The 23,948-nt window shown below is 64.5% G+C and carries 17 protein-coding genes and 1 pseudogene; 9 read left to right on the forward strand and 9 right to left on the reverse strand.

The genetic code is table 11. The features are described from left to right. Positions 1 to 46: 46 nt before the first annotated feature. The 4 genes from OKW40_RS26850 to OKW40_RS26865 are packed head-to-tail and all read right to left on the reverse strand — an operon-like array spanning position 47 to position 7,078. Positions 47 to 1,714, reverse strand: coding sequence for an efflux transporter outer membrane subunit (locus OKW40_RS26850; RefSeq protein ID WP_429492557.1), 1,668 nt, complete (start codon positions 1,712 to 1,714; stop codon positions 47 to 49). Positions 1,715 to 1,727: 13 nt separating this feature from the next. Beyond that, complete coding sequence (locus OKW40_RS26855) at positions 1,728 to 4,913, reverse strand: efflux RND transporter permease subunit (protein WP_429492559.1); 3,186 nt, start codon at positions 4,911 to 4,913, stop codon at positions 1,728 to 1,730. A gap of 43 nt (positions 4,914 to 4,956) precedes the next feature. Further along, positions 4,957 to 6,177 carry an efflux RND transporter periplasmic adaptor subunit gene (locus OKW40_RS26860; RefSeq protein WP_429353147.1) on the reverse strand — a complete coding sequence of 407 codons (1,221 nt, stop codon included), beginning with the start codon at positions 6,175 to 6,177 and terminating at the stop codon, positions 4,957 to 4,959. Positions 6,178 to 6,211: 34 nt separating this feature from the next. After that, positions 6,212 to 7,078 carry an alpha/beta hydrolase gene (locus OKW40_RS26865; protein WP_429492561.1) on the reverse strand — a complete coding sequence of 289 codons (867 nt, stop codon included), beginning with the start codon at positions 7,076 to 7,078 and terminating at the stop codon, positions 6,212 to 6,214. A 175-nt stretch (positions 7,079 to 7,253) separates the two neighbouring features. Between OKW40_RS26865 and OKW40_RS26870 the strand changes: the two genes are divergently transcribed. The 3 genes from OKW40_RS26870 (at position 7,254) to OKW40_RS26880 (ending at position 10,094) form a co-directional block, all read left to right on the forward strand. Then, positions 7,254 to 8,258 carry a LysR family transcriptional regulator gene (locus OKW40_RS26870; protein WP_429402776.1) on the forward strand — a complete coding sequence of 335 codons (1,005 nt, stop codon included), beginning with the start codon at positions 7,254 to 7,256 and terminating at the stop codon, positions 8,256 to 8,258. 211 nt (positions 8,259 to 8,469) lie between these two features. Beyond that, positions 8,470 to 8,781: a DUF4148 domain-containing protein gene (locus OKW40_RS26875; protein WP_429492563.1), complete on the forward strand. Its 312-nt coding sequence runs from the start codon at positions 8,470 to 8,472 to the stop codon at positions 8,779 to 8,781. A 332-nt stretch (positions 8,782 to 9,113) separates the two neighbouring features. Next, positions 9,114 to 10,094, forward strand: coding sequence for an aldo/keto reductase (locus OKW40_RS26880; protein WP_018423448.1), 981 nt, complete (start codon positions 9,114 to 9,116; stop codon positions 10,092 to 10,094). Between the two features lie 139 nt (positions 10,095 to 10,233). Here the strand turns inward: OKW40_RS26880 and OKW40_RS26885 are convergent, their stop codons facing one another. The 4 genes from OKW40_RS26885 to OKW40_RS26900 all read right to left on the reverse strand — a co-directional run bounded on the left by OKW40_RS26885 (position 10,234) and on the right by OKW40_RS26900 (position 18,242). Further along, a complete protein-coding gene (locus tag OKW40_RS26885) occupies positions 10,234 to 11,139 on the reverse strand; it encodes a cation diffusion facilitator family transporter (RefSeq protein WP_184064256.1) in 906 nt (301 codons plus the stop codon). Between the two features lie 172 nt (positions 11,140 to 11,311). Next, entirely contained in the window at positions 11,312 to 16,150 is a 4,839-nt protein-coding gene (locus OKW40_RS26890) for an NAD-glutamate dehydrogenase (protein ID WP_429492564.1), read from the reverse strand. A 197-nt stretch (positions 16,151 to 16,347) separates the two neighbouring features. Continuing rightward, a complete protein-coding gene (locus OKW40_RS26895) occupies positions 16,348 to 17,208 on the reverse strand; it encodes an alpha/beta fold hydrolase (protein ID WP_429492566.1) in 861 nt (286 codons plus the stop codon). Then, on the reverse strand, positions 17,205 to 18,242 hold the full coding sequence (locus OKW40_RS26900; RefSeq protein ID WP_187611215.1) for a M14 family zinc carboxypeptidase: 1,038 nt from the start codon (positions 18,240 to 18,242) through the stop codon (positions 17,205 to 17,207). Before OKW40_RS26900 ends, OKW40_RS26895 begins: the two co-directional genes overlap by 4 nt. 312 nt (positions 18,243 to 18,554) lie before the next feature. Here OKW40_RS26900 and phnC point away from each other — a divergent pair, with 312 nt between their 5' ends. The 4 genes and pseudogenes from phnC to OKW40_RS26920 form a co-directional block, all read left to right on the forward strand. Then, positions 18,555 to 19,439 (forward strand): phosphonate ABC transporter ATP-binding protein, encoded by an 885-nt coding sequence (gene phnC, locus OKW40_RS26905; protein WP_429364178.1) that lies wholly within the window; start codon positions 18,555 to 18,557, stop codon positions 19,437 to 19,439. 59 nt (positions 19,440 to 19,498) lie between these two features. After that, a complete protein-coding gene (gene phnD, locus OKW40_RS26910) occupies positions 19,499 to 20,476 on the forward strand; it encodes a phosphonate ABC transporter substrate-binding protein (RefSeq protein WP_429353141.1) in 978 nt (325 codons plus the stop codon). Then, entirely contained in the window at positions 20,473 to 21,312 is an 840-nt protein-coding gene (gene phnE, locus OKW40_RS26915; RefSeq protein ID WP_090807070.1) for a phosphonate ABC transporter, permease protein PhnE, read from the forward strand. Before phnD ends, phnE begins: the two co-directional genes overlap by 4 nt. Before the next feature lie 98 nt (positions 21,313 to 21,410). After that, positions 21,411 to 21,644 (forward strand): annotated as a pseudogene (locus tag OKW40_RS26920) (EamA family transporter); the annotation flags it as partial. Positions 21,645 to 21,843: 199 nt separating this feature from the next. Here the strand turns inward: OKW40_RS26920 and OKW40_RS26925 are convergent. Continuing rightward, a complete protein-coding gene (locus tag OKW40_RS26925) occupies positions 21,844 to 22,188 on the reverse strand; it encodes a DUF4148 domain-containing protein (protein ID WP_184064234.1) in 345 nt (114 codons plus the stop codon). Between the two features lie 244 nt (positions 22,189 to 22,432). Here OKW40_RS26925 and OKW40_RS26930 point away from each other — a divergent pair, with 244 nt between their 5' ends. Together OKW40_RS26930 and OKW40_RS26935 are read left to right on the forward strand one after the other, a co-directional pair. Further along, positions 22,433 to 22,960 (forward strand): thioesterase family protein, encoded by a 528-nt coding sequence (locus tag OKW40_RS26930; protein WP_187611210.1) that lies wholly within the window; start codon positions 22,433 to 22,435, stop codon positions 22,958 to 22,960. Between the two features lie 2 nt (positions 22,961 to 22,962). Beyond that, positions 22,963 to 23,928, forward strand: a complete 966-nt coding sequence (locus OKW40_RS26935; RefSeq protein ID WP_429492569.1) for an alpha/beta hydrolase — start codon at positions 22,963 to 22,965, stop codon at positions 23,926 to 23,928. Positions 23,929 to 23,948 lie beyond the last annotated feature (20 nt).

Here is a 23,948-nt window from a genome sequence, read left to right on the forward strand (position 1 = left end):
CGTCGTTGATGAGGTCGATGAAGCGCTTGCCAACAGGCTTAGGAATTCAGCGCTTCGCCACCCGCTGCTGCGCTGACACCGATGCGGCCCCGGCCGTAGAGCCGGAAGCCGCAGCCAGCGAAGCCGCCGCGCCGCCGGAAGCACCAACCGGCACCGGCGCCGCCCCCACCGCCGTATCCCCCGCCGTCACATCGCCCCAACCGCCACCGAGCGCGCGAATCAGATTCACGGTCGCGACCGCCTGCGTGCCCGCCAGATGGCTCGCCTGCAATTGCGACTGCAGCACCTGCCGCTCGCCATCGATCACGTCGAGATAGCTGACCGCGCCCTCCGTGTACTGCGTGCGCGACAGATGCGCGGCGCGCTGCGACGCATCGACCGCGTCGTTCTGCTCGCGCATCTGATCGTCGAGCAAACGCAGATCGGCAAGATTGTCCTCGACTTCACGGAACGCCACGAGCACCTGCTGGCGATATTGCGCGACGTCCTCGTCGTACTTCGAACGGGCCTGCGCGAGATTGGCCTTGCGGCGGCCGCCGTCGAAGATCGGCACCGTCAGCGCGGTACCCGCGAACGGACCGAGGATGAACGCGCGGCTCGACCACATGAACAGATCGCCGAGCGTCGCCGATTCAAAGCCGAACGCGCCCGTGATGTCGAGCTTCGGGAAGAACGCCGACTTCGCGAGCCCGACGCGCGCATTCGCTGCCTGCATCGCGCGTTCGGCTGCCGCGATGTCCGGCCTGCGTTCGAGCAGCGCCGACGGCAAACCCGGCGGCACGCGCACCGCCACCGGCGCGAGCGGTTCTTCCGCGAACGAGAAATCCGCGGGCGGCTTGCCGAGCAGAATCGCGAGGCTATGCTCCGAGGCCGCCCGTTGCCGCGCGACGCCGACCGCATCGGCACGCGCGCTCGCGAGCTCGTTACGCGAGCGCGACAGATCCAGCTCGCTGATATCGCCTTCCTTGAAGCGCCGCTCGACGAGCTTCAGCGTGTCCTCGCGCAACGCGACGGTGCGGCGATACAGATCCTGGTCGGTGTCGAGCTCGCGCAACTGGAAGTAGTTCTGCGCGACATCGGCCTGCAGCGACAGCTGCACCGAGCGAAACAGCGCTTCGCTCTGCTGCTCGTCCGAGCGCGACGCGTTCACGTTCGAGCTGACCCGCCCGAACAGATCCGCCTCATACGACGCGCCGACCTGCGCGCGCCAGATCGTGCCGGTCGTACCGCCCGCGCTGTCCGGCAGGAATTGCGACGCAGCCGACGCACGCTCCCGGGTCGGGCCGAAGCCCGCGTCGAGCTTCGGGAACCAGTCGGACTTCGCCGCCTGCGTGACCGCGCGCGCCTGCTGCACGCGCGCGGCTGCGGCCTTCAGGTCCTGGTTCGCGGCGGCGGCCTGCTCTTCGAGCGCGTCGAGCTGCGGGTCGCCGAACACCTTCCACCATTCGCCACGCAGGGCGTCGTCGGCGGGCTGGGCCGGCTTCCACGTGCCGGTGTTTTGCGCCGGCGCGGCCGAACCAGCCGCCACGCCCGACGCCGCCGCAGCCGACGTCGCCATCGCGGGCGCTTCCTTGAACGCCGCCGGCGTATCGACGTCGGGCCGCTTGTACGTCGGCTCGACCGAACAAGCGGCCAGCAGGGCGATCAGCAGACCGCTCGCGGCCGCGCGGCCCCATCCGCGCAAAGAGTCAAAGCGAGATTCAAAGCGTTTCATTGTTGTTTTCTCCTCAGGCGTCCGTAACGGGCGCGCCGTAGCGCGGCGCATCCTTCTGCGCGACGTGAATCGTCCCGCCCGCGAGCGAGCGCAGCACCACATAGAACACCGGCGTCAGCATCAGGCCGAACAGCGTGACGCCGAGCATGCCGAAGAACACCGCGACGCCCATCGCGTGACGCATCTCCGAGCCCGCGCCGCTCGACAACACCAGCGGCACCACGCCCATGATGAAGGCGATCGACGTCATCAGAATCGGCCGCAGACGCAGACGGCTCGCTTCGATCGCGGCCTGCAGCGGACTGCGTCCGTCGTGTTCGAGCTCACGCGCAAACTCGACGATCAGGATCGCGTTCTTCGCGGACAAGCCCACCAGTACCATCAAACCGATCTGCGTGAAGATGTTGTTGTCACCACCGGTGAGCCACACGCCGGTCAGCGCGGACAGCACGCTCATCGGCACGATCAGGATCACGGCGAGCGGCAGCGTCAGGCTTTCGTACAGCGCGGCGAGCACGAGGAACACCAGCAGCACGCTGATCGGGAACACCCACATGCCCGCATTGCCGGCGAGGATCTGCTGATACGTGAGGTCGGTCCACTCGAGCTTCACGCCGCGCGGCAGCACCTCGGCGGCCACGCGTTCGGCCGCGGCCTGCGCCTGTCCCGACGAAAAGCCGGGCGCTGGGCCGCCGTTGATGTCGGCGGCCGTGTAGCCGTTGTAGCGCACCACCATCTCCGGTCCGTAGGTCGGCGTCACCGTGACGAGCGACGACAACGGCACCATCTCGCCCGCCGCGTTGCGCGTCTTCAGTTGCAGGATGTCGTCGGCGCGTTGACGGAACGGCGCATCCGCCTGCACGCGCACCTGATACACGCGACCGAAGCGGTTGAAGTCGTTCACGTACAGCGAGCCCAGATAGATCTGCATCGTGTCGAACACATCCGTGACCGGCACGCCGAGCTGCTTCGCCTTCACGCGATCGAGATCGACGTTCAGCTGCGGCACGTTGATCTGATAGCTGGAGAAGGTCGGCCCAAGTTCGGGCGTTTGCGCCGCGCGCTTCACGAATGCTTCGGCAGCCTTGTTGAGTTCCGCGTAACCGAGCGCGCCGTGATCTTCGAGCTGCATCTTGAAGCCGCCGAGCGTGCCGAGCCCGAGCACCGGCGGCGGCGGGAACACCGCGACGAACGAGTCCTTGATCGCGCCGTACTGCTGGTTCAGCGCACCGGCAATCGCGCCTGCCGAGAGCTTCTTGTTGCCGCGCTCCTTGAACGGCTTCAGCGTGACGAACACGATGCCCGCGCTCGAACTATTCGTGAAGCCATTCACCGACAGACCAGGGAAGGCCACCGCGCTTTCGACGCCCGGCTGCTTCAGCGCGATCGCGCTCATATCGCGGATCACCTTCTCCGTGCGATCGAGCGAGGCACCGTTCGGCAACTGCGCGAACGCGATCAGATACTCCTTGTCCTGCGCGGGCACGAAGCCGCCCGGCACGACCCGCGCCACCAATACGGTTGCACCGATGAGGATCGCGTACACCGCGAGCATCGCGCCCTTGCGGCGCAGCACGCCGGTCACACCACGGCCGTAGGCTTCCGAACCGCGATGAAAGACCTTGTTGAAACGCTTGAAGAAGCCGCCGAGCACACGGTTCATCACACGCGTCAGCCAATCTTCCTTCTCGCCGTGGCTGCGCAGCAGCAGCGCGGACAACGCCGGCGACAGCGTCAGCGAATTGAACGCCGAGATCACCGTCGAGATCGCGATGGTCATCGCGAACTGCTTGTAGAACTGGCCCGTGAGACCCGTCATGAACGCGAGCGGCACGAACACGGCGACGAGCGTCAGCGCAATCGCGATGATCGGCCCGCTCACTTCGCGCATCGCCTTGTAGGTCGCCTCGCGCGCACTGAGCCCGCTTTCGATGTTGCGCTCGACGTTCTCCACCACGACGATCGCATCGTCGACCACGATGCCGATCGCGAGCACCATGCCGAACAGCGACAACGCGTTGATCGAGAAGCCGAACGCAAGCAGCAGCGAGAACGTACCGACGATCGACACCGGCACCGCGATCAACGGAATGATCGACGCGCGCCACGTCTGCAGGAACACGATCACGACGATCACGACCAGCGCGATCGCTTCGAGCAGCGTATGGATCACCGCCTCGATACTCGAACGCACGAACTGCGTCGGGTCGTAGACGATCCGGTATTCGACGCCGGCCGGCATGTCTTCGGCGAGTTCCTTCATCGCCGCGCGCACCTGCTCTGAAATCGCGAGCGAGTTCGCACCCGGCGCCTGATTGATCGCGAGCGCAACCGCGGGCTTGTTGTCGAGCAGCGAACGCAGACCATATTCCGACGCCGCGAGCTCGATCCGGGCGATATCGCGCAGATAGGTCACGCCGCCGTCGGGCGCGGTCTTCACGATGATGTCGCCGAATTCGCCCTCGGTCTTCAAACGGCCGCGCGCATTCACCGATAACTGCAATTGCGTGCCCGGTACCGACGGCGACGCACCGATCACACCGGCCGCGACCTGGATGTTCTGCTCGCGGATCGCGTTGACGACTTCGGTCGCCGTGAGACCGCGTTGCGCGACTTTCTGCGGATCGAGCCAGATACGCATTGCGTAATCGCCCGAGCCCCACAGCTGCACTTCGCCGACGCCCTGAATCCGCGCGAGCCGATCCTTCACGTTGAGCAGCGCGTAATTGCGCAGATACGTCATGTCGTAGCGATCGTTCGGCGAGATCAGGTGCACGACCATCGTCAGCGTCGGCGAACTCTTGATCGTCGTCACGCCGAGCCGCTGCACGTCTTCCGGCAGACGCGGCAGCGCCTGATTGACGCGGTTCTGCACGAGCTGCGTCGCGAGGTCGGGATTGGTGCCGAGCTTGAACGTGACGGTCAGCGTCAGATTGCCGTCGCTATTGGCCTGCGACTGCATGTACAACATGTTCTCGACACCATTGATCTGCTCTTCGAGCGGCGCGGCGACCGCCTCGGCGATCACCTTCGGATTCGCGCCCGGATACTGCGCGTGCACCACCACCGAAGGCGGCACCACTTCCGGATACTCGGAAATGGGCAGCTTGAACAGCGAGATGATGCCCCCGAGCAGGATCAATACCGATAGCACGCCTGCGAAGATCGGGCGATCGATGAAGAATTTGGATATGTTCATTGGAAGCTCTTAACGTTGGAGCATGCGCGTTGGAGCATGCGGCTCACGAATTGCCTTTCGCGCCGGCCTCGGCCTTGGCACGCGACTGCGCGAGCGCTGCGCTGTTCGGGTCGTCGTCGGTCGTCATCGGCACCATGTGCGCTCGGACCGTATCGCCGGGACGCACGCGCTGAACGCCGTTGACGACGATCCGATCGCCCGGCTTCAAGCCGTCCTTGACGACGCGCAGATTGCCTTGCATCGAACCCGTCGTGATCCCGCGATAAACGACGTGGTTGCCCTGATCGACGACCAGCACGAACTTCTTGTCCTGGTCGGTGCCGACCGCGGCATCGTCGATCAACAGCGCCGGATGCGGTGCGCTGCCCCCCACCTTGAGGCGCGCGTAGAGGCCCGGAATCAGCGTGCCGTCCGCGTTGTCGAACTTCGCGCGCACGCGGATCGTGCCCGACGACGTGTCGAGCCGGTTGTCGACCGACTCGATCGTGCCGCTGCGCGAGTAGCCGGATTCATCGGCGAGACCGAGTTCGACCGGCACCTTGCTGCCGTCCTTCGCGCGGCTCAGGTATTGCAGGTAGGTCTGCTCGTCCGCGTCGAACGACGCGTAGATCGGCGACACCGACACGAGCGTCGTCAGCGGCACCGAACTGGCGCCCGCCGACACCACGTTGCCGACCGTGATCTCCGCGCGCGACACGCGGCCCGACACCGGCGCGACGATCTTCGTGTAGCCGAGATTGATGCGCGCGGTTTCCAGCGCGGCTTGCGCGGCCTTCAGGTTCGCGCTCGCCTCGCGCGCGGCGTTCTGCTTCTCGTCGTAGTCGCGTTTGGCGATCGCGTTGTCGACGATCAGCCGTTGCGCGCGTTCCCAGTCGCTTTGCGTGTAGCCGGTGCGTGCCTGCGCGGCCGCGAGCTGCGCTTGCGCGCGATCGACTTCGGCCGCGTACGGACGCGGATCGATCACGAACAGCGTGTCGCCCTGCTTCACGAGCGCGCCGTCCTTGAAGTTGACTGACACGATCGTGCCCGGCACCTGCGAACGCACGTCCACTTTCTGCACGGCTTCGAGACGGCCCGAATAAGACTGCCAGTCGGTGATCGTCTTCTGCACGACGGTCGCCACGTCTACTTCCGGCACGATGGTGGGTGCGGCCGGCGAGCTCGCATCGACACGAATCGCGCCGAACGTGCCAAGCCCGGCAAGGACGACGACGACCACGGCGGCTAACGCCACGCGGCGGCGGGAAAGAGGAAGGATAGTCATGTGTAGCTCCCGGTATCGTTGATTGAATTTCTGTTTATCGATGAGCGCGCGCGTCGAAGCGCCACTGGAAAAAGCGCACCGCTTCCTGCAAAGCGGGCGGATGATCGGCGAGCGCCGCGTGCGACACGCTCGGAAAGCGCACCACCTGGGTCTGCACGCCCGCGTCGATCAGATTGCTTGCATACTTCTCGGCCTCGACGTGCAGCACGTCGTTCTGCGCGGTCGCGATCAGCGTGGCCGGCAAGCCGGCGAGCCGCGACGATTCGAGCGGCGCCGCATACGGATGCATGCGCTGAGACGCTTGCGGCAGATACGCGCGATAACACGCGGCGCACTCGCGCGCGGTGATGTCCGAACCGAGCCGCTGCTCGTCGCCGAGCCGCGTCAGGCTCGGATCCAGCATCGGGCCGAACAGCGCCTGCGCGCTGATCGGCACGTCGTTACGATCGCGCGCAATGAACGCGAGACAATTGGCGAGTTGGCCGCCCGCGTCATGGCCCGCCACGCCGATCTTTCTGCTATTGCCACCAAACGCCCGCGCCCGCGTCTGCACCCACAGCGCCGCGCGATGCGCGTCTTCCGGCGCGGCTGGAAACGGAAACCGCGGCGCGAGCGAATAGCCGACCGACACCACGAGCGCCGGTAAGTGTTCTGCGAAATACCGCGCGGCGAAGTCCGCGCACTCGATCGAACCCTTCGTAAAACCGCCGCCGTGAAAATAAAGCAGCACCGGCAACGCGGTTTTTTTCGTCAGCCGATACAGGCGCAACGTAATGGGTTGAGCGTACCCATCGATATCCACGTCGGTGACTTCAAGCGTTGCGTCATTGGCCTCAGCGCCAGTGTCTTCGGCGGAAACGCCGGTGGAAAAAGGCGGGTACGGCGATTTGAATGCATCCATGTCGAGCCGCGCAAATGCGCATAGAACTTCAATGGTGCGAATTGTGGGTTCGGCAGACTCGCAAATAAATGCCTATAATCCGGCAACACAATTCGGTGCCTTTGAACAATCCCGATGTGATTGTTTTCGCGGACTCCATTCCCGCCTGTGCACCAGCCCCTTCTGGAGGTTTGCAATGGACCGGCTTCAGGCCATGCAAGTGTTCACGCGCGTCGTCGACACCAACAGCTTTACCCGCGCAGCGGAAACGCTCGACCTGCCGCGCGCATCGGTTACTACGATTATTCAGAACCTCGAAGCGTTTCTCGGCACGCGGCTGATGCACCGGACCACCCGCCGTCTGTCGCTGACGCCCGATGGCGCCGCGTACTACGAGCGCTGCGTGCGCATCCTCGCGGATGTCGAAGAGACCGAGGCGAGTTTCCAGAGCGGCAACAAGAAGCCGCACGGCAAGCTACGCATCGACATGCCAGGCTCGATTGGCCGTCTGCTCGTCATTCCGTCGCTGTGCGAATTCCACACGCGCTATCCGGACATCGATCTGCAACTGGGCCTGACCGACCGGCCCGTCGATCTGCTGCAAGAAGGTGTCGATTGCGTGGTGCGTGTCGGCGCGTTGCAGGATTCGTCGCTGGTCGCGCGCCGCATCGGTCTGTTCGAGGGCGTGACCTGCGCGTCGCCCGACTACATCAAGCGCGCGGGCGTGCCCGCTTCGCTCGAAGATCTCGACAATCACAAAGCCGTCAACTACTTCTCGAGCCGCACGGGACGCACGCTCGACTGGGCGTTCCTGGTGAACGGCAACGAAGTGGAAGTGAAGATGAAAAGCATCGTGTCGGTCAACGACGCGGATGCCTACGTGACCTGCGGACTCGAAGGCTTCGGCCTGATTCAGCCGGCGCGCTTCATGGTGCTACCGCATCTGGGCTCGGGTCAGCTCATCGAAGTACTGCCGGACTTGAAACCCTTGCCGATGCCGATTTCGGCAGTCTATCCGCACAGTCGTCATCTGTCGCCGAAAGTCCGCGTTTTCGTAGACTGGATCGCGGAGCTGTTCGATCGTTGCCCATTGCTGAGCGGACGCGGCACTCTCGACGCCACCTGCACGAAGCGCACATTCGAGCAGCGCGAGTCCGCGCCGGCACTCGACACGCCGGTGATGACCGAATGGGTCGCATGAAGTACGGGAAGTGAAACAGTGAATTCCAGCCGCGGCGCCAATGCCGCGGCAACCGTGCAATCGCACGGCCCCGATGAAGCCTCGCTCGCGATTGTTCCTGAATCGCGACAATTCATTTCGCAAAACCGCGATTTATCCACACCGCGTCGACGTCTACATTTCACCCTGTCGCAGCGCCATCGCGCTGCCAATGAATCGACAGGAGTGAATCATGAAACGCAATCTGTTGGCAGGCCTCGCTCTGTCGCTGCTCGTCAGCGTTCCGGCATTTGCGCAAGGCGGCGGCGGTATCGGCCGCGCGGGAACGTATGACACGCAACCGGCGCCGAGCGCGAGCACGAGCACGAAGACACGCGCCGAGGTCAAGGCCGAACTGGTCGCCGCGTATCGCGACGGCTCGCTGCCCTCACTGAATCGCACCTCCTATCCGGACAAAGGCCTGATCGGCCAGACGCAAGCCGCGCGCATCGCGTTGCAGGAAGGAACGAACGGCGAAGTGACGCGCGTTGCGAAGGGCCAGTAACGAGTTAGAAGAAGTTGATTCAGAACCCGGCGCGCTTGCGGCGCAAAACTGCGTGCCTCTCCATCGAGGAGCACATCATGACACCATCGGAACTCGACAACTGGAATACCGACACGCCCGTGTGGACACCGTATCGCCCGGTACAGCATTGAACGTTGGCTGTCGTTCACGGCACTCGCCGTCGTGCGCCCGCGAAGTGGCTTCGCGGGCGCATTTGCATTGAAGCGATCGAAAGCGGTGCGGCCTGTGACGACGCGCTTGCCGTCGTTTCCCTATAATCGAATATCCTTCCCTCGCAGCGGGTTTGTGCGCTTCACTATAGGAGCAACACGATGGATTATGTGAAACTCGGCCGCACCGGCCTCGATGTATCGCGTCTCTGTCTCGGCTGTATGAGTTATGGCGTACCCTCGCGCGGCACGCACCCCTGGTCGCTCGACGACGAAGCCGCGCGGCCTTTCATCAAGCAGGCGCTCGATCACGGCATCAACTTCTTCGACACGGCCAACGTCTATTCGGACGGCACCAGCGAGGAAATCGTCGGCCGTGCGCTGAAGGACTTTGCGAAGCGCGATGAGATCGTGCTCGCCACCAAGGTCAATAGCCGCATGCATCCGGGCCCGAACGGCGCGGGGCTGTCGCGCAAGGCGATCATGGCGGAGATCGATAACAGCCTGCGGCGGCTCGGTACCGACTATGTCGACCTGTATCAGATCCATCGCTGGGACTACGGCACGCCGATCGAAGAAACGATGGAAGCGCTGCACGATGTCGTGAAAGCCGGCAAGGCGCGCTATCTCGGCGCGTCGTCGATGTACGCATGGCAGTTTGCCAAGGCGCTGCAGGTGGCCGAGCGCAATGGCTGGACGCGCTTCGTGACGATGCAGAACTACGTGAATCTGCTGTACCGCGAGGAAGAGCGCGAAATGCTGCCGCTGTGCGAAAGCGAAGGCATCGGCGTGATTCCGTGGAGTCCGCTTGCCCGCGGACGCTTGACGCGCGACTGGGACACCGAAAGCGCGCGCTCGGAAACCGATGAATTCGGCCGCACGCTGTACGCGCACACGCAGGAAGCGGATCGGCGTATCGTCGAGCGGGTCAGCGAGATCGCGAAAGAGCGCGGCGTGCCGCGCGCGCAGGTTGCGCTAGCGTGGGTGCTGCAGAAGAAGCCGATTACCGCGCCGATTGTCGGTGCTACCAAACTGCATCATCTCGACGATGCGGTTGCGGCGCTCTCGTTGAAGCTCAGTGACGACGAAGTTCGCCGGCTCGAAGAACTGTATGTGCCGCATGCGGTGGCGGGGTTCAAATAAACGCTGTGAAGCGTACTGGCATCCAGCCGGGACGGGCGGAATGACCCGCGATTGCAGCGCACGTCGCTTCGCCTCCGCTCGCCTCCTCTCGTCCGCAGGGTTCATGGACCCGATTCATGCCCGAGTGGAGAAGTCTTCTTTAATTGCGCGGCACATCCGGTTCGAAGAACACCCAGCGCACCTGAGGAAACGTGGCCTGCAGATCGGCCTCGATGACGTTGATCGCATCGACCATCGCGCGGCCGCTCGCGTAGTCGATCATTTCCGCCTGCACCGCCACCACCACGTGACGCCCCCACTGCAGCGTGATCAAGTTGATGATGCCGCGAATCTCGGGACGCGCGCGCAGATGCGCGTCGATGGCGCTGCGCACTTCCGGGCTCGCCGATTCGCCGACGAGCATCGACTTCACTTCACGCGCGACAAGCCACGCGATCGTCATCAGCAGAAGACCGATCCCCACCGAGCCGAGCGCGTCATACACGGGGCTGCCGGTCACCATCGTCGATAGCACCGCGACGAAGGCGATCGCGAGACCGAATAGCGCGGCAATATCTTCGCCGGCCACGACCAGCAGATCCGATTCGCGCGTCTCGCGAAACCAGTGCCACAGATTTTTATCCGGATGCGTCTTGCGAATCTCCTTGACCGCGCCCCACAACGATAGCGATTCGAGCACCACCGACACACCGAGCACCGCCAACGCGACGAACGCATATTGCAACGGCTCGCGCGCAATCAGTCGATGCACGCCCTCATACACCGAAAACGCACCGCCGACAAAAAACAGCAGCAACGCAACCAGCAGCGAATAGAAGTTGATTTCGCGGCCGCTGCCCATCGGATGCAAAGGGCTCACCGGCTTGCGCGCTTCGCGCAGTCCGAATAGCAGCAGCAGTTGATTGCCGCAGTCGGCGGTGGAGTGAATCGCTTCGGCGAACATCGATCCGGAGCCGGTAAACGCCGCCGCGGCGAACTTGCAGACGGCGATGCCGAAGTTGGCGGCGAGTGCGTAGAAAATGGCTTTCGGCGATTCTTCTTTCATCTGCTGGCGGGGGTCGGTGAGTGGGCTGGGTATTGTTGGGTATTGCACGAGCGAAGTGATCGGCAAGTACTCGATATTATGGATGACAACGACACACCCGGTCGCAGGAATCGGACCTGATGTGCCGTCGTGCCGCCAGTTCCCCAGGCGTCCTTCGCACCATTCGTGCGGGTCACGCCCTCTCGAGCGCCGCCATCTCCCGCACGACAACCAGCAGCACCGAAAGACTCGCGCCGCCCGTCGCGCGCAGATCGGTCAGCAGACGCGTATAACGCTCGAGCTGTGCCGCGCGTTTGTCGCGCCACGCTTGCACCAGCGAATCGGGCGTCGATGCATCGGTCGCGCCGGCCAATGCGCTCGTGGTCAGCGCGCGCTTGAGCCGCGCGAGTTCGGCGAGCGCCGATGCGCGCGCGAGCATGTCCCAATGCGTCGGCGCCGGCAACGAGGCGGCGCGCTCGCTGATCCAGCTGTAATTCAGCAGCGTGCCGAGCGCGAAGTAGACGCCCGCGACCTGTTCGAGATTGCGCCCGCACGTCGACGCGACTTCGGCGATATCGAGCAGAGCGGCCGACACCTCGCCGCTCGCGATCCGCACCGCGAGATCGCTATCGACACCCGCATCGACGAACACCCGTTGCCGCTCCGACAACGCTTCGAGGTCCGCACCAGGCAACAGCGTCGGCCATTGTGGCGCGAGACGCTGCGCGGCGTCGCGACAGCGCGCGAGCAGGCCGGTCACGTCGTCGCCGGCCGCGCCCGTTTGCAGATGCCGCAGGAACCACAGCGCCGAACGTTCGACGAGCCGCGCGACCTCCGCGAACATGCGTGCCTGCACGTCGTCGGGAACGCGGTTGTCGAGCGCGTCGATGCTGCGCCAGATCTGATCGAGATCGAACACGTCGCGCGCCATGATGCACGCGCGCACGATGTCGCCGGGCTGTGCATCGGTCTCCTCCATCAGCCGATGCACGAACTCGCAGCCGACGCGATTCACGAGCGCATTGGTCAGATGCGTCGCGAGGATTTCACGGCGCAGCGGATGGCGCTGCATCGGTTCGCGGAAACGCTGCCGCAGAGGTTTCGGAAAGTACTCGATCAACATATCGCTGACGAGCGGATCTTCCGGCATCGACGATTCGAGCAGCGCGTCATAGAGCCACATCTTGCTGTACGCGAGCAGCACCGCGCGCTCGGGTGTCGTCAGTCCCTGCTTCGCGGCCGCGCGCTCGGCGATGTCCTCGTCGGTGGGCAGAAACTCGATCACGCGATTGAGCCGCCCCGCCTTCTCCAGATAGCGCATCAGGCGCGCTTCGGCATCGAGCAGCTCCACGCCAAAACGGCCCGCGATCGACAAAGCCTGGGTCTGATAGTAGTTGTCCGTCAGCACGAGCAGACCGACTTCGTCGGTCATTTCGGCAAGCAACGCATTGCGCTGCTTCTCCGTCATCTCGCCGTCGGCGACGACGAGGCCCAGCAGAATCTTGATGTTGACCTCGTGATCCGAGCAATCGACACCGGCCGAATTATCGATCGCATCGGTATTGATGCGGCCGCCGCGCTGCGCGAACTCGATGCGCCCGAGTTGCGTCAAGCCGAGATTGCCGCCCTCGGCCACGACCTTGCAGCGCAGATCCGCACCGTTCACGCGGATCGCGTCGTTCGCGCGATCGCCCGCCTGCTGATTGGTCTCGCGGCTCGCCTTCGCATAGGTGCCGATGCCGCCGTTGTAAAGCAGATCGACCGGCGCCTGCAGAATCACGCGCATCAGCTCGGCCGGCGAGAGCGCCGCCGCGCTGATCCCGAGCGCCGCCTGCACCGCCGTCGACAGCGGAATCGTCTTCGCGCTGCGCGGGAACACGCCGCCGCCGGCCGAGATCAGCGACGGATCGTAATCGGCCCAGCTCGAACGGTCGAGCATGAAGAGCCGCGCGCGCTCCGCCATGCTCGCCGCGGGATCGGGATTCGGATCGAGAAAGATATGGCGGTGATCGAACGCGGCGAGCAGCTTGATATGCGGCGACAGCAGCATGCCGTTGCCGAACACGTCGCCCGACATGTCGCCGACACCGACCACCGTGAAGTCCTCGCTCTGCGTGTCGACGCCGATTTCGCGGAAGTGCCGCTTGACCGACTCCCACGCGCCGCGCGCGGTGATGCCCATCTTCTTGTGGTCATAGCCGACCGAGCCGCCCGACGCGAACGCGTCGTCGAGCCAGAAACCGTATTCCTGCGAGATCGCATTAGCGTAGTCGGAAAACGTGGCCGTGCCCTTGTCGGCGGCGACGACCAGATACGGGTCGTCGGGATCGTGGCGCACCACGTCAGGCGGTGGCACGACGTCGGTGCTCGCCAGATTGTCGGTCACGTCGAGCAAGCCGCACAGGAAGGTCTGATAGCACGCGACGCCTTCGCGCATCCACGCATCGCGCTCACTCTGCGGCGGCGGATTCTTGACGACGAAGCCGCCCTTCGAGCCGACCGGCACGATCACCACGTTCTTCACCATCTGCGCCTTCATCAGGCCGAGCACTTCCGTGCGGAAATCCTCGCGCCGATCAGACCAGCGCAGGCCGCCGCGCGCGACGCGCCCGCCTCGCAGATGGACGCCCTCGACGCGCGGCGAATAGACCCAGATCTCGAACATCGGTTTCGGCTCGGGCAAGCCGGGCACCTGGGCGGGATCGAACTTGAACGACAGATACGGCTTCGGTTGGCCCAGAGCGTCATGGCGGTAGTAGTTGGTGCGCTTGGTCGCCTTGATCACCCCGAGGAACTGCCGCAGGATGCGGTCTTCGTCGAGATTGGGCACCTGGTCGAGCGCGCTGTCGATCGTCTCCAGACAAGCGTTGACACGGGCCTCGCGTACCGCGCCGAGCGCCGGATCGAAGCGCGCGATGAACAGGTCGACGAGCATGCGCGCAATCGCCGGATTGCCGGTCACCGCGCGTTCGATATACGCGTCGCTGAACGTCGAACCGACCTGTCGCAAGTACTTCGCGTAAGCACGCAGAATCGTCACCTCGCGTGCATTGAGCTGCGCGCGCAGCACGAGGCGGTTGAAGTCGTCGCTTTCGATCGTGCCGGTCCACACCTGCTCGAACGCCTGTTCGAACAGATCCTTGACCCGCTCGATGTCGAACTCGGTATCGTCCGCGAGTTCGAGGCCGAAGTCGTGGATCCACGCGGGCATCGCACCGGGCGCCTCGATCAGATAAGGCCGCTCTTCGTCGACGCGCACGCCCAGATGTTCGAGCATCGGCAAGCTGCGCGACAGTGCGATCGGCAGCCCCGCGCGATACACCTTGAAACGGAACGCGCGCAGTCCCGATTCGATCGGCCTGTACAGGTTCATCGCGAGCCGCTCGCTGCCCTGCACGCGCTCGATCAGTTCGATATCGCGCACGGCCGTGCGTGCCGGATAGTCGTCGCGATAGCCGGCCGGGAACGAATCGGCGTAGTGCTGCAGCAAACGGTTGCCCTGCTCTTCTCCGTACGCGTCGAGCAATGCGTCGGCCAGATCGTCCTGCCAGCGTCGCGCGACCTGCACGAGGCGCGCTTCGAGCTCGCGTGTGTCGACGCTCGGCATGCCGCCCGCCTTGGCATGGACGACGAAATGAATTCGCGCGAGCGTCGACTCCGACAGCAGCGGCGTGAATTCGACGTTCTCACCATTGAATGCGTCGGCGAGCAGGTTCGCGATGCGCTGCCGCAGATCGGTGTTGTACTTGTCGCGCGACACGAACACGAGGCACGATACGAAGCGATCGAAGCGATCGCGCCGCACGAACAGCCGCGTGCGCTGATGCTCCTGCAAACGCAGCACGCCGAGGGCGGTGTCGTACAGCTGGTCCTCGTCGGCCTGGAACAATTCGTCGCGCGGATAGGTCTCGAGCACCGTCACCAGCGATTTCGCCAGATGACCTTTCGGCAGGAATGCGGCGCGTCTGACGATATTTGCGCATTTGCGCCTCACGATCGGAATCTCCGCGGCCGACACGAAATAAGCGGTCGACGTATACAGGCCGATGAAGCGCCGCTCGCCCGTCACCTTGCCATCGGCGCCGCTCAGCTTGATGCCGACATAGTCGAGATAGCCGGGCCGGTGCACCGTGGCGCGCGAATTGGCCTTAGTCAGAAAGATCGGCGACGACCCGGAGATGATCTCCGCGGCCGCCGGCGGCAACGGCGTGACTTCCGCCGCGCCGCCCGGCTGCTGCGCATCGCGCAGAATGCCGAGACCGGAGCCCGCGACCGCCCGCAAACCGAAGCCGCCGTCGTGCTGCACCAGTTCGTAATCACGGTGGCCGAGGAACGTGAAATGATCGGCGACCATCCATTCGACGAACGCGCGCGCTTCGACGCCCTCGGGACCGCTTTCGCGCGCCTTCATATCTTGAATGGTCTGCTTCGCGCGTTCGATGATCTTCGGCCAATCCTCGACCGCCGCGCGCACGTCGCCGAGCACGCGCGCGATGTCGTCGCGCAACGCGTCGAGTTTTGCGGCATCGCCACAACGATCGACCTCGAAATGGATGCACGAGGTCAGATGCGAGCGCGTATCGCCGGCTTCTTCGGCGCCTTGGCTCACGCGCGCGATGCTGCCGTCCGGCGCGCGCCAGACCCGAAATACCGGATGGACGACCGAATGCAGCGCGAGCCGATGCCGGTTGACCGACATCGAGACCGAATCGACGAGGAACGGCATGTCGTCGTTGACGATTTCGATCACCGTGTGATCGGAATGCCAGCCATGCTGTTCGAGGATCGGGTTATACACGCGCAGCCGCTGCTCGCCCGGCACGAAGCGCTGCGCGGTCTGCCAGTGGGCCAGCGCCGCGCCGTACAGATCGGCGATCGAGCGGCTTTGCAGATCGCCCGCGTCGACGAAATCGTAGTAATGCCGCAGGAAGGGTTCGACGATATTGAAGGCCGGCTCCGGCAACCGCCCCCGCGCGAATTCGACAACATCGTTCAGCAGGTGTGTGACGGCTTCTTCGTTCTTTGCTTGCATGATCGACTCCCCTGGCTGGCGGCAATGGTGAGTATCGCGTGATTCGCAGGCAGCGTCTGACTTGGAATTATGCGCCTGCCGTACGCGATACGGCCGTTTCGCGCAGTCAGGTAATACCCGCTGACCGGTCGTCGAAGAATCGCCGCCCTCCCACATAGCATCTAGCATCGCTGCGGCGCGGCAACGCCGTGCGCGGCTCAGCGCGCGGGCTTTGCGGGCGCCGGTGCCGGCGCGGCCGCATCGCTATTCTCGGCGCGCTGGGTGAGCCACGCGCGAATCTGCGCGGCCGTCCACGCGGGATCGTCATGCGGTAGATCGTGGCCGGCCCACGGATGCTTGCGATGCGGCGCGCCCCACGCCGCCGCGAGCTTCGCCGAACAGACCGGGTTGACGAGCCCATCGGCATCCGACGACAGAATCAGCAGTGCACACTCCGGCGCGGCGGGCGTCGCGCTAAAGCACGCGGCCGCCCACAATTGCCGCAGCGCATTCGCGCGGCTCACCGGCGCGCTGCGGCGAATCGCGGTCCAGGCAGCGAGATCCGCGCCCAAGGTGCGGAGGTTATTGCACGTGAGTCGATGGATGCCGCTCTCGGCATCGGCGGCATCGCTCCAATGCGCCGCGACGCCGAGCAGACCAGGCCACGCCGACGGCCGCAGCCGCTCGTGCATGCGGCTGAATGGCCGCATGCTCGTATTGATCAGCACTAGCCGTTCGATCTCGCCGGGATGACGCTGTGCCCAGTGGGTCGCGACCATGCCGCCGAGCGACATCGCGAGCACGTTGTAGGGGCCCGGCACACCCGTTTCGAGCGCTGCCTGCCGCACGAATGCGACCATGCCAGCGACGCTCGCGGGCGCGCGCCGCCGCACGTATTCACCGTTGCCAGGCAGATCGAGCAGCAGCAAACGCAAGCCGGTCGTGCTCGTTGCGGCTGGGGTTGCATCGCGCAAGCGATCGCCCGAAATTTGACCCAGGGTTTCGCGCAACGCCGCCGGCAAGCGCCCCCAATGCCGCGTTTCCCGCGTCAGTCCGCGCAGCAAAATCCATGTGCTCATACGCGATCCGGCCCGTACCAGTGATCGAGCGCGCTTTGCAGCAACTGCTCGCGACGGTTGCCTTGCGGCAGCCAGCGCTGCGCCGAAAACGCCGCGCGCGCGAGGAAGTCGAACAGGTTCGCATGGCGCCGCAGCACGCGCGCGGTGCGATGCTCCATGACCGGATTGAACATGCCCTGCCGCGAAAACAACTGCCGCGGGTTTTTCTTGATCCACAGCCACGAGCCGAGTTCGAGCGTCATCGGCAGAAAGACGTTCGGCGCCGGCGTGCGGTCATACGCGTAGTCCCACAGGTCGCCGTGCAGCAGATACTGATGGCTTTGCGGCTCGAACGTGTAGCCGTGATGCGGATGCGCGTGTTCGAACATGCTCTTCAACACGTACATTTCGGGCAGATGCGGCATCTGCCGGCGGGTTCGGGCGTACGGAAACCAGATGCTGTCGCTCCAGCCGTAGCCGGAATGGCAATCGAGCGCGATGCTCAACGGCCGCGCGGCGAGCTGCGTCTCGACGACATGCAGCAGCGCGGCCGCCTCGACCTCCATCGGCTCGCCCGCGCGGCCGCGATACCAGGGCAACCACGCGCCGACCCGCTGGCCGCCCGCCAGCAGCGGCACGCGCGCGTCGGCGTCTTGCGGTGCGTTGCGCATCAGGTCGACGCCGCGCGGATTCGCGCGCGTCGCTGCCCACATGCCGCCGGGATTCGCGATCGGTAAAAAGATCAGCCGGATGGACTGCAATTGCCGCACCAGCAATTCGTCCCATTCGAGCCGAGCGAGCAACGCGCGCATATAGTCGAGGACGAGTTGCGAGCCGATTCGCTCGAGCCCGTGAATCCCGCCGAAAAAGCCAATGGCTGGCGCGAGCGGATCGGATGAACCGATGCTCGCGGTGTAGACGGAAAAGCGCCGGCCGCGTACCTCGGTCTCGCAGACCGCGCGGATTTCGAAGCTCGCCCTGCCCTGGTCGAGTATCGACTTGAGATCTTCATATTCGGCAAAACTGTCCGGAAGAAAGCTCAAAGGAGTCGGCATGACGGCGTGACCGGAGTGTCGGGATTATTAAGGACGGCCGGAAAACCCGCACTATAGCCTGGCTGTGTGTCAGCACGCGCGAGCGCGCACGTGTGCACGCGAATCGTGTCATCCGTATGTCACTGTCCGTTCGAATCACTGACTTCGCAATGACTTCGTTTTGCCATCCTGACGACACATGACACAGCGGAAAACGCGACGCACAAAGATGTAGTCGTCTAGACGTTGCGATGCCTTCACTCAACCGTCACAGTCGCTTCCTAGAATGTGCCCACACCTGCCGGCAGTGGCCGGATGCAAGAGGGAATACAGATGGAAGCGATCCGTGAAGCTATTCGAATCGAGCGTTTGAGCAAGACGTTCGGTAACGGCCGCAAAGCGCTCGACGAAATCGATCTGCGCGTCGCGCCCGGTGAAATGGTCGCGCTGATCGGCGCGTCCGGCTCGGGAAAATCGACGTTGCTGCGGCATATCGCGGGCTTTACCGCGTCGGACGCGCAGCCGTCGCAAATCGAGATTCTCGGCCGGCCGATCCAGCAGAACGGCCGCATCGTGCGCGAGGTGCGCAGTATTCGCCGCGACATCGGCTTCGTGTTCCAGCAGTTCAATCTGGTGAACCGGCTGTCGGTCGAAACCAACGTGCTGATCGGCGCACTCGCGCGCCTGCCGTGGTGGCGCCGTCTCTCCGGCCGCTTCCCGCGCGCGGAACGCGCGCTGTCGCGGGCCGCGCTGCACGAGGTCGGGATCGGCGAATATGCGCGCGAGCGGGCCGCGAACCTGTCGGGCGGTCAACAGCAACGTGCCGCGCTCGCACGGGCGCTCGTGCAACGTGCGCAAATCGTGCTCGCCGACGAGCCGATTGCCTCGCTCGATCCCGAGTCGTCGCGCCGCGTGATGGACATGCTGCAAGCGCTGAACGTCGAGCACCGGATCACGGTGCTGGTGTCGCTGCATCAGGTCGACATCGCGCTGCAGTACTGCGCGCGCACGGTCGCGCTGCGTCGCGGCAAGGTGGTCTACGACGGCCCTTCCAGTGCGCTGACACCGGCGCTGCTAAAGAAACTCTACGGCGGCGATGCGCGCGAACTGCTCGACGACGCGACGCACGACGCAGACGAAACTCACGACGAGCCTGACGCCCCCGACACCGCCGCCGCGCGCTACGCGTTCGCGTTGAACGCCGCGCCGTCGAACTGAACCGCGCACGCTGTCGCGCGCTTTTGATTCTCTCCGTCCACTCAACCGGATCTCAACCGATGAAATTCCTGCGCTCCCTGATCACGCTCGCGGCCGGCGCTGCCGCTTTTGCCTGCATCACCGCGGCCCACGCCGAGGACATCAACCTCGGGATCATCTCGACCGATTCGTCGGCGGTGCTCAAGCAACGCTGGGAACCGCTGATCGATGACATGAAGAAACAGACCGGCCTGAACGTGAAGGCATTCTTCGCGACCGATTACGCGGGCATCATCGAAGGCATGCGCTTCAACAAGGTGCAGGTCGGCTATTTCGGCAACGCGTCGGCGATCGAAGCCGTCGATCGTTCGGGTGGCGAAGTATTCGCGAAAGCGCAGCACGCGAACGGCGACAGCGGCTACTACTCGCTGCTGATCACCAACGTGAACAGCCGCTTCAAGACGCTCGACGACGTGTTCAAGGACACGAAGAGCGTGACGCTCGGGTTCGGCGATCCGAACTCGACGTCGGGCACGCTGGTGCCTGGCTACTACCTGTTCGCGAAGCACAACGCGCCGGTCTACACGTCGTTCAAGAGCGTGCTGCCGTCGAGCCACGAAGCGAATCTGCTGGCCGTCGTCAACAACAAGATCGACATCGCGACCAACAACAGCATGATGATGGAAACGCTCAAGCGCGAGCATCCGGACAAGTTCGCGCAGGTGCGCGTGCTGTGGACCTCGCCGCTGATTCCTTCGGACCCGCTCGTGTGGCGCAAGGATCTGCCGGAAGCGACGAAGGACAAGCTGCGCAAGTTCTTCCTGAACTACGCGAAAACCGATTTGCACGAAAAAGCGGTGATGGCCGGCATCACCGAGTACAGCGGCTTCGAGGCATCGTCGGATCGGCAACTGCTGCCGATTCGCGAGATCGTGCTGTTCCAGCAGAAGCAGAAGATCGAGAACGATGCGCATCTGTCCGATAGCGACCGCAAGACGCAATTGGCCGCTCTCGACGCGAAGCTGAGCGCGCTCAGCAACGCACAGTCGAAGCAATGAACTCCGCCGATCTGAGCACGTCGCCCGCGCGCGCGAGCGAAGCGGCCGCCGCGCAGACGGCGCAAGATAAAGATCGTGCCGGCAAGCGCAGCTGGTGGTCGTTGCTCGGCTGGATCGCGGTGCTCGCGGTGCTCGGCGGCGCATGGCACGGCGCCGACATGCGGCCGCTCGATCTGCTCAGCGACTCGGCCAACATGGGCCAGTTCGCCGCGGACTTCTTCCCGCCCGACTTCACCGAGTGGCGCAGCTACGTGCACGAGATGTACGTGACGCTGGCGGTCGCGATCTGGGGTACCGCGCTCTCCCTCGTCTGCGCGGTGCCTTGCGGCCTGATGTCAGCGCACAATCTCGCGCCGCAGTGGGTCGTGCAGCCGATGCGCCGCCTGATGGACGCATGCCGCGCGATCAACGAGATGGTCTTCGCGATGCTGTTCATCGTCGCGGTCGGCCTCGGGCCGTTCGCCGGCGTGCTCGCGCTGTGGGTGCATACGACGGGCGTGCTCGCCAAACTGTTCGCAGAAGCGGTCGAGGCGATCGATCCGCGCCCGGCCGAAGGCGTGCGCGCAACCGGCGCGACGCGCCTCGACGAAATTGTCTATGCGGTGCTGCCGCAAGTGCTGCCGCTGTGGATCTCGTACGCGCTGTATCGCTTCGAGTCGAACGTGCGCTCGGCGATGGTGGTCGGCATGGTCGGCGCGGGCGGCATCGGCGTCGTGCTGTACGAAGCGATCCGCTCGTTCAACTATGCGCAGACGGCCGCGGTGATGATCATGGTGATCGTCGTCGTGACGGTGATCGATCTCGGCTCGGCGTGGCTGCGTGAACGGGTGATCTGAGGATGGAGCGCGTTCGCGCGCGCGGCACTGAGCAGCCGGATTCAAAACGCCATTCCGGCCTTGTTGCTGCCGCTGCCGGTGCTGACCGTGACCGCGTGGCCGCGTGGCCGTATATCGTTGCGTCGGCAGTGCTCGAGTGGGGCTATCTGCTCGCGCTGATTCGCGCCTACAGAAGCGGCGATTTCGGTCAGGTCTATCCGATTGCGCGCGGTCTTTCGCCGATGCTCGTGTTCGTCGGCGCACTCGTGTTCGCGGGCGAGGTGCTGAAGCCGCTCGTCGCGCCCGGCATCGCGCTCGTGTCGTGCGGCATCGTCTCGCTCGCCTTTCGGCGCTGACGAGCAGGTCGACGAAGCCGAAATCGTAGGTCGCGCCCGCACCGAGGATGCGCTGCTGGTCGGTGCCCGCGCCCGTCGGGCTCACGACGAACGGTGAACTGAAGCCTCAGCCCGTGCTGTCGGCCGCGCCGCTCGTCAGATTCGACGGCGTCGCGTTGCTGCACTTCGCAAGTGACGTTAGTTGTACACGCTGCAATCAACGCGTGTAATTCACCACCGGCACGGAATACGAAGTCGGCGCGAAATCGGTGCGGCCACTGCGCTGCGACGAGCCATTCGACGGCGCACCGTAGCCGCTATTCTGCGCAGCCTGGTTTTGCGCCGCGACCTTTGCTTCGGCCGCCTGGATATTGGCCGGATAGTCGATCACGTTCGCATTGGACGGATCATGACCGGCCTTTTCGAGCTGAATCAGTTCGGTGCGGACCTGGGCGCGCGCGAGCGGCTGATCGGCCGGATTCGACTGGGCAAACGCCGCGAACGGCGCGGCAACGAGAGCGGCGATAGCCCCTGCTTCGATCAGCGACCTGATGGACTTCATGATTTCCAACCTCCCGAGATGGCTTCATGCGATTGCCGCGGAGCCTGGTGCGACCATCGGCCATCCGCAGCGGTTAAGGCAGTTTAGAAGCCGGTCGAGCCACGTAGTAAGCCCTGAACCATGAATTCACTGTTGCTCAATTCGAGGCCACCACGTTCCGGCGCAGCCTCAACGCGATGCACTACACTGATAACGCCCAACGACGCGCCGCAGCCATCGCATTCGATCGAGGAGGTAGACGCTCATGTCGCACCCCGTTGCCCTGCCCTCTTACCGCGACGGCGTGCGCGCCGAATGGGTCGATTACAACGGCCACATGCGCGACGCGTTCTACCTGCTGATCTTCAGTCTCGCCGTCGACGGGCTGATCGATCTGATCGGCCTGCCCGATGCGGTGCGCAAAGAGCGGCATCGATCGATCTACACGCTCGAGGCGCATCTCAACTATCTGCATGAAATCAAACAAGGCACGCAGGTGCGTGTCGACATGCGCGTGCTCGGCTACGACGCGAAACGTATTCACGTGTACGTCGAAATGTTTGCGCTGGACACGACGCAAAGCCAACGCACCGGCCCCGTCGCCGCGGGCGAGCAGATGCTGCTGCACGTCGATACCAGCGGACCGCGCGGCGTTGCTTTCGATCCGGACGTCAAAGCGCGCGTACACGAACTCGCGCAAGCCCATGCGGCATTGCCGCCGGCGCGTTTCGCGGGACGTGTGATCGCTTTGCCATGCGCAGCGCAAACGGGAAACACTACTCAAACGGAGTGACCATGCTCGAGCCGGAAATCGCCGCCTTTATCGAACGAGCGAGCGCGCTCTATCCGTCGCATCACGCGGCGATGACGCCGCGCGAGCAGCGTGAGCTGTATGACCGCTACGCCGCGACGTTGACGCCGCCACTGCCCAGCGAACTCACCACACAGGACGCAAGCTTTCGTACCGACGCGGGCCATGCGATCCCGCTACGGCTCTACCGGCATCCAGCGAAGGCAAGCGAACACGGCACGATCCGCGGCACGGTGCTGTATTTTCATGGCGGCGGCTTCGTGCTCGGCTCGCTGAACAGTCATCAGATGGTGACGGCGCGCCTCGCCGCCGACACCGGCCTCGACGTGATCGCGGTCGACTACCGGCTCGCGCCTGAGCATCGCGTGCCGGCCGCGCACGACGACTGCCTCGAGATCACGCGTGCCGCGTTGAACCACCGCCTGCCGTTCGACCTCCAAGAGCGCGCCGCATTGCAACTCGCGGGCGATAGCGCCGGCGGCACGCTCGCGGCAAGCGTCGCGCTACGCCTGCGTGACGAATGTGCGAGCGGGGTGCGCGGCATCGCGCTCGTCTATCCGATGCTCGGCACCGAGCCGCAATTGCCCGCGCGCGACACCGAGTCCGATGCGCCGATGCTGACGCTCGCGGACGTGCATAAGTTTCGCGACGCTTACTGGGGAAAAGGAGAGGAAGCCGACCCAACGCCCGGCCCCGCGTGGACGATCCCGCTCGCCGCAACCCGCTTCGACGGGCTGCCGCCGACGCTGGCCATCGGCGCCGAGCACGACCCCCTACGCGACGACGCGCGCGTGTTCGTCGAGCGGATTCGCGAAGCTGGTGGAGATGCGCGGCTGCTGGTCGGCACGGGGCTCGTGCATGGATGCTGGCGCGCGCTTGAAACAAGCCCCGGCGTGCAGGCCATGCACAGGGCTGTATGCGAATTTCTCCGCGAAAACGCTCGCCATTAACGCGGCGATATGCACCGCCG

Source organism: Paraburkholderia sp. RAU6.4a, from assembly GCF_050435625.1.
Lineage (GTDB): Bacteria > Pseudomonadota > Gammaproteobacteria > Burkholderiales > Burkholderiaceae > Paraburkholderia > Paraburkholderia tuberum.

What these genes read in the sequence shown, in the direction of transcription:
- OKW40_RS26850 (WP_429492557.1), bottom strand. Translation starts at nt 1,714, where the DNA reads ATGAAACGCTTTGAATCTCGCTTTGACTCTTTGCGCGGATGGGGCCGC.
- OKW40_RS26855 (WP_429492559.1), bottom strand. Translation starts at nt 4,913, where the DNA reads ATGAACATATCCAAATTCTTCATCGATCGCCCGATCTTCGCAGGCGTG.
- OKW40_RS26860 (WP_429353147.1), bottom strand. Translation starts at nt 6,177, where the DNA reads ATGACTATCCTTCCTCTTTCCCGCCGCCGCGTGGCGTTAGCCGCCGTG.
- OKW40_RS26865 (WP_429492561.1), bottom strand. Translation starts at nt 7,078, where the DNA reads ATGGATGCATTCAAATCGCCGTACCCGCCTTTTTCCACCGGCGTTTCC.
- OKW40_RS26870 (WP_429402776.1), top strand. Translation starts at nt 7,254, where the DNA reads ATGGACCGGCTTCAGGCCATGCAAGTGTTCACGCGCGTCGTCGACACC.
- OKW40_RS26875 (WP_429492563.1), top strand. Translation starts at nt 8,470, where the DNA reads ATGAAACGCAATCTGTTGGCAGGCCTCGCTCTGTCGCTGCTCGTCAGC.
- OKW40_RS26880 (WP_018423448.1), top strand. Translation starts at nt 9,114, where the DNA reads ATGGATTATGTGAAACTCGGCCGCACCGGCCTCGATGTATCGCGTCTC.
- OKW40_RS26885 (WP_184064256.1), bottom strand. Translation starts at nt 11,139, where the DNA reads ATGAAAGAAGAATCGCCGAAAGCCATTTTCTACGCACTCGCCGCCAAC.
- OKW40_RS26890 (WP_429492564.1), bottom strand. Translation starts at nt 16,150, where the DNA reads ATGCAAGCAAAGAACGAAGAAGCCGTCACACACCTGCTGAACGATGTT.
- OKW40_RS26895 (WP_429492566.1), bottom strand. Translation starts at nt 17,208, where the DNA reads ATGAGCACATGGATTTTGCTGCGCGGACTGACGCGGGAAACGCGGCAT.
- OKW40_RS26900 (WP_187611215.1), bottom strand. Translation starts at nt 18,242, where the DNA reads ATGCCGACTCCTTTGAGCTTTCTTCCGGACAGTTTTGCCGAATATGAA.
- phnC (WP_429364178.1), top strand. Translation starts at nt 18,555, where the DNA reads ATGGAAGCGATCCGTGAAGCTATTCGAATCGAGCGTTTGAGCAAGACG.
- phnD (WP_429353141.1), top strand. Translation starts at nt 19,499, where the DNA reads ATGAAATTCCTGCGCTCCCTGATCACGCTCGCGGCCGGCGCTGCCGCT.
- phnE (WP_090807070.1), top strand. Translation starts at nt 20,473, where the DNA reads ATGAACTCCGCCGATCTGAGCACGTCGCCCGCGCGCGCGAGCGAAGCG.
- OKW40_RS26925 (WP_184064234.1), bottom strand. Translation starts at nt 22,188, where the DNA reads ATGAAGTCCATCAGGTCGCTGATCGAAGCAGGGGCTATCGCCGCTCTC.
- OKW40_RS26930 (WP_187611210.1), top strand. Translation starts at nt 22,433, where the DNA reads ATGTCGCACCCCGTTGCCCTGCCCTCTTACCGCGACGGCGTGCGCGCC.
- OKW40_RS26935 (WP_429492569.1), top strand. Translation starts at nt 22,963, where the DNA reads ATGCTCGAGCCGGAAATCGCCGCCTTTATCGAACGAGCGAGCGCGCTC.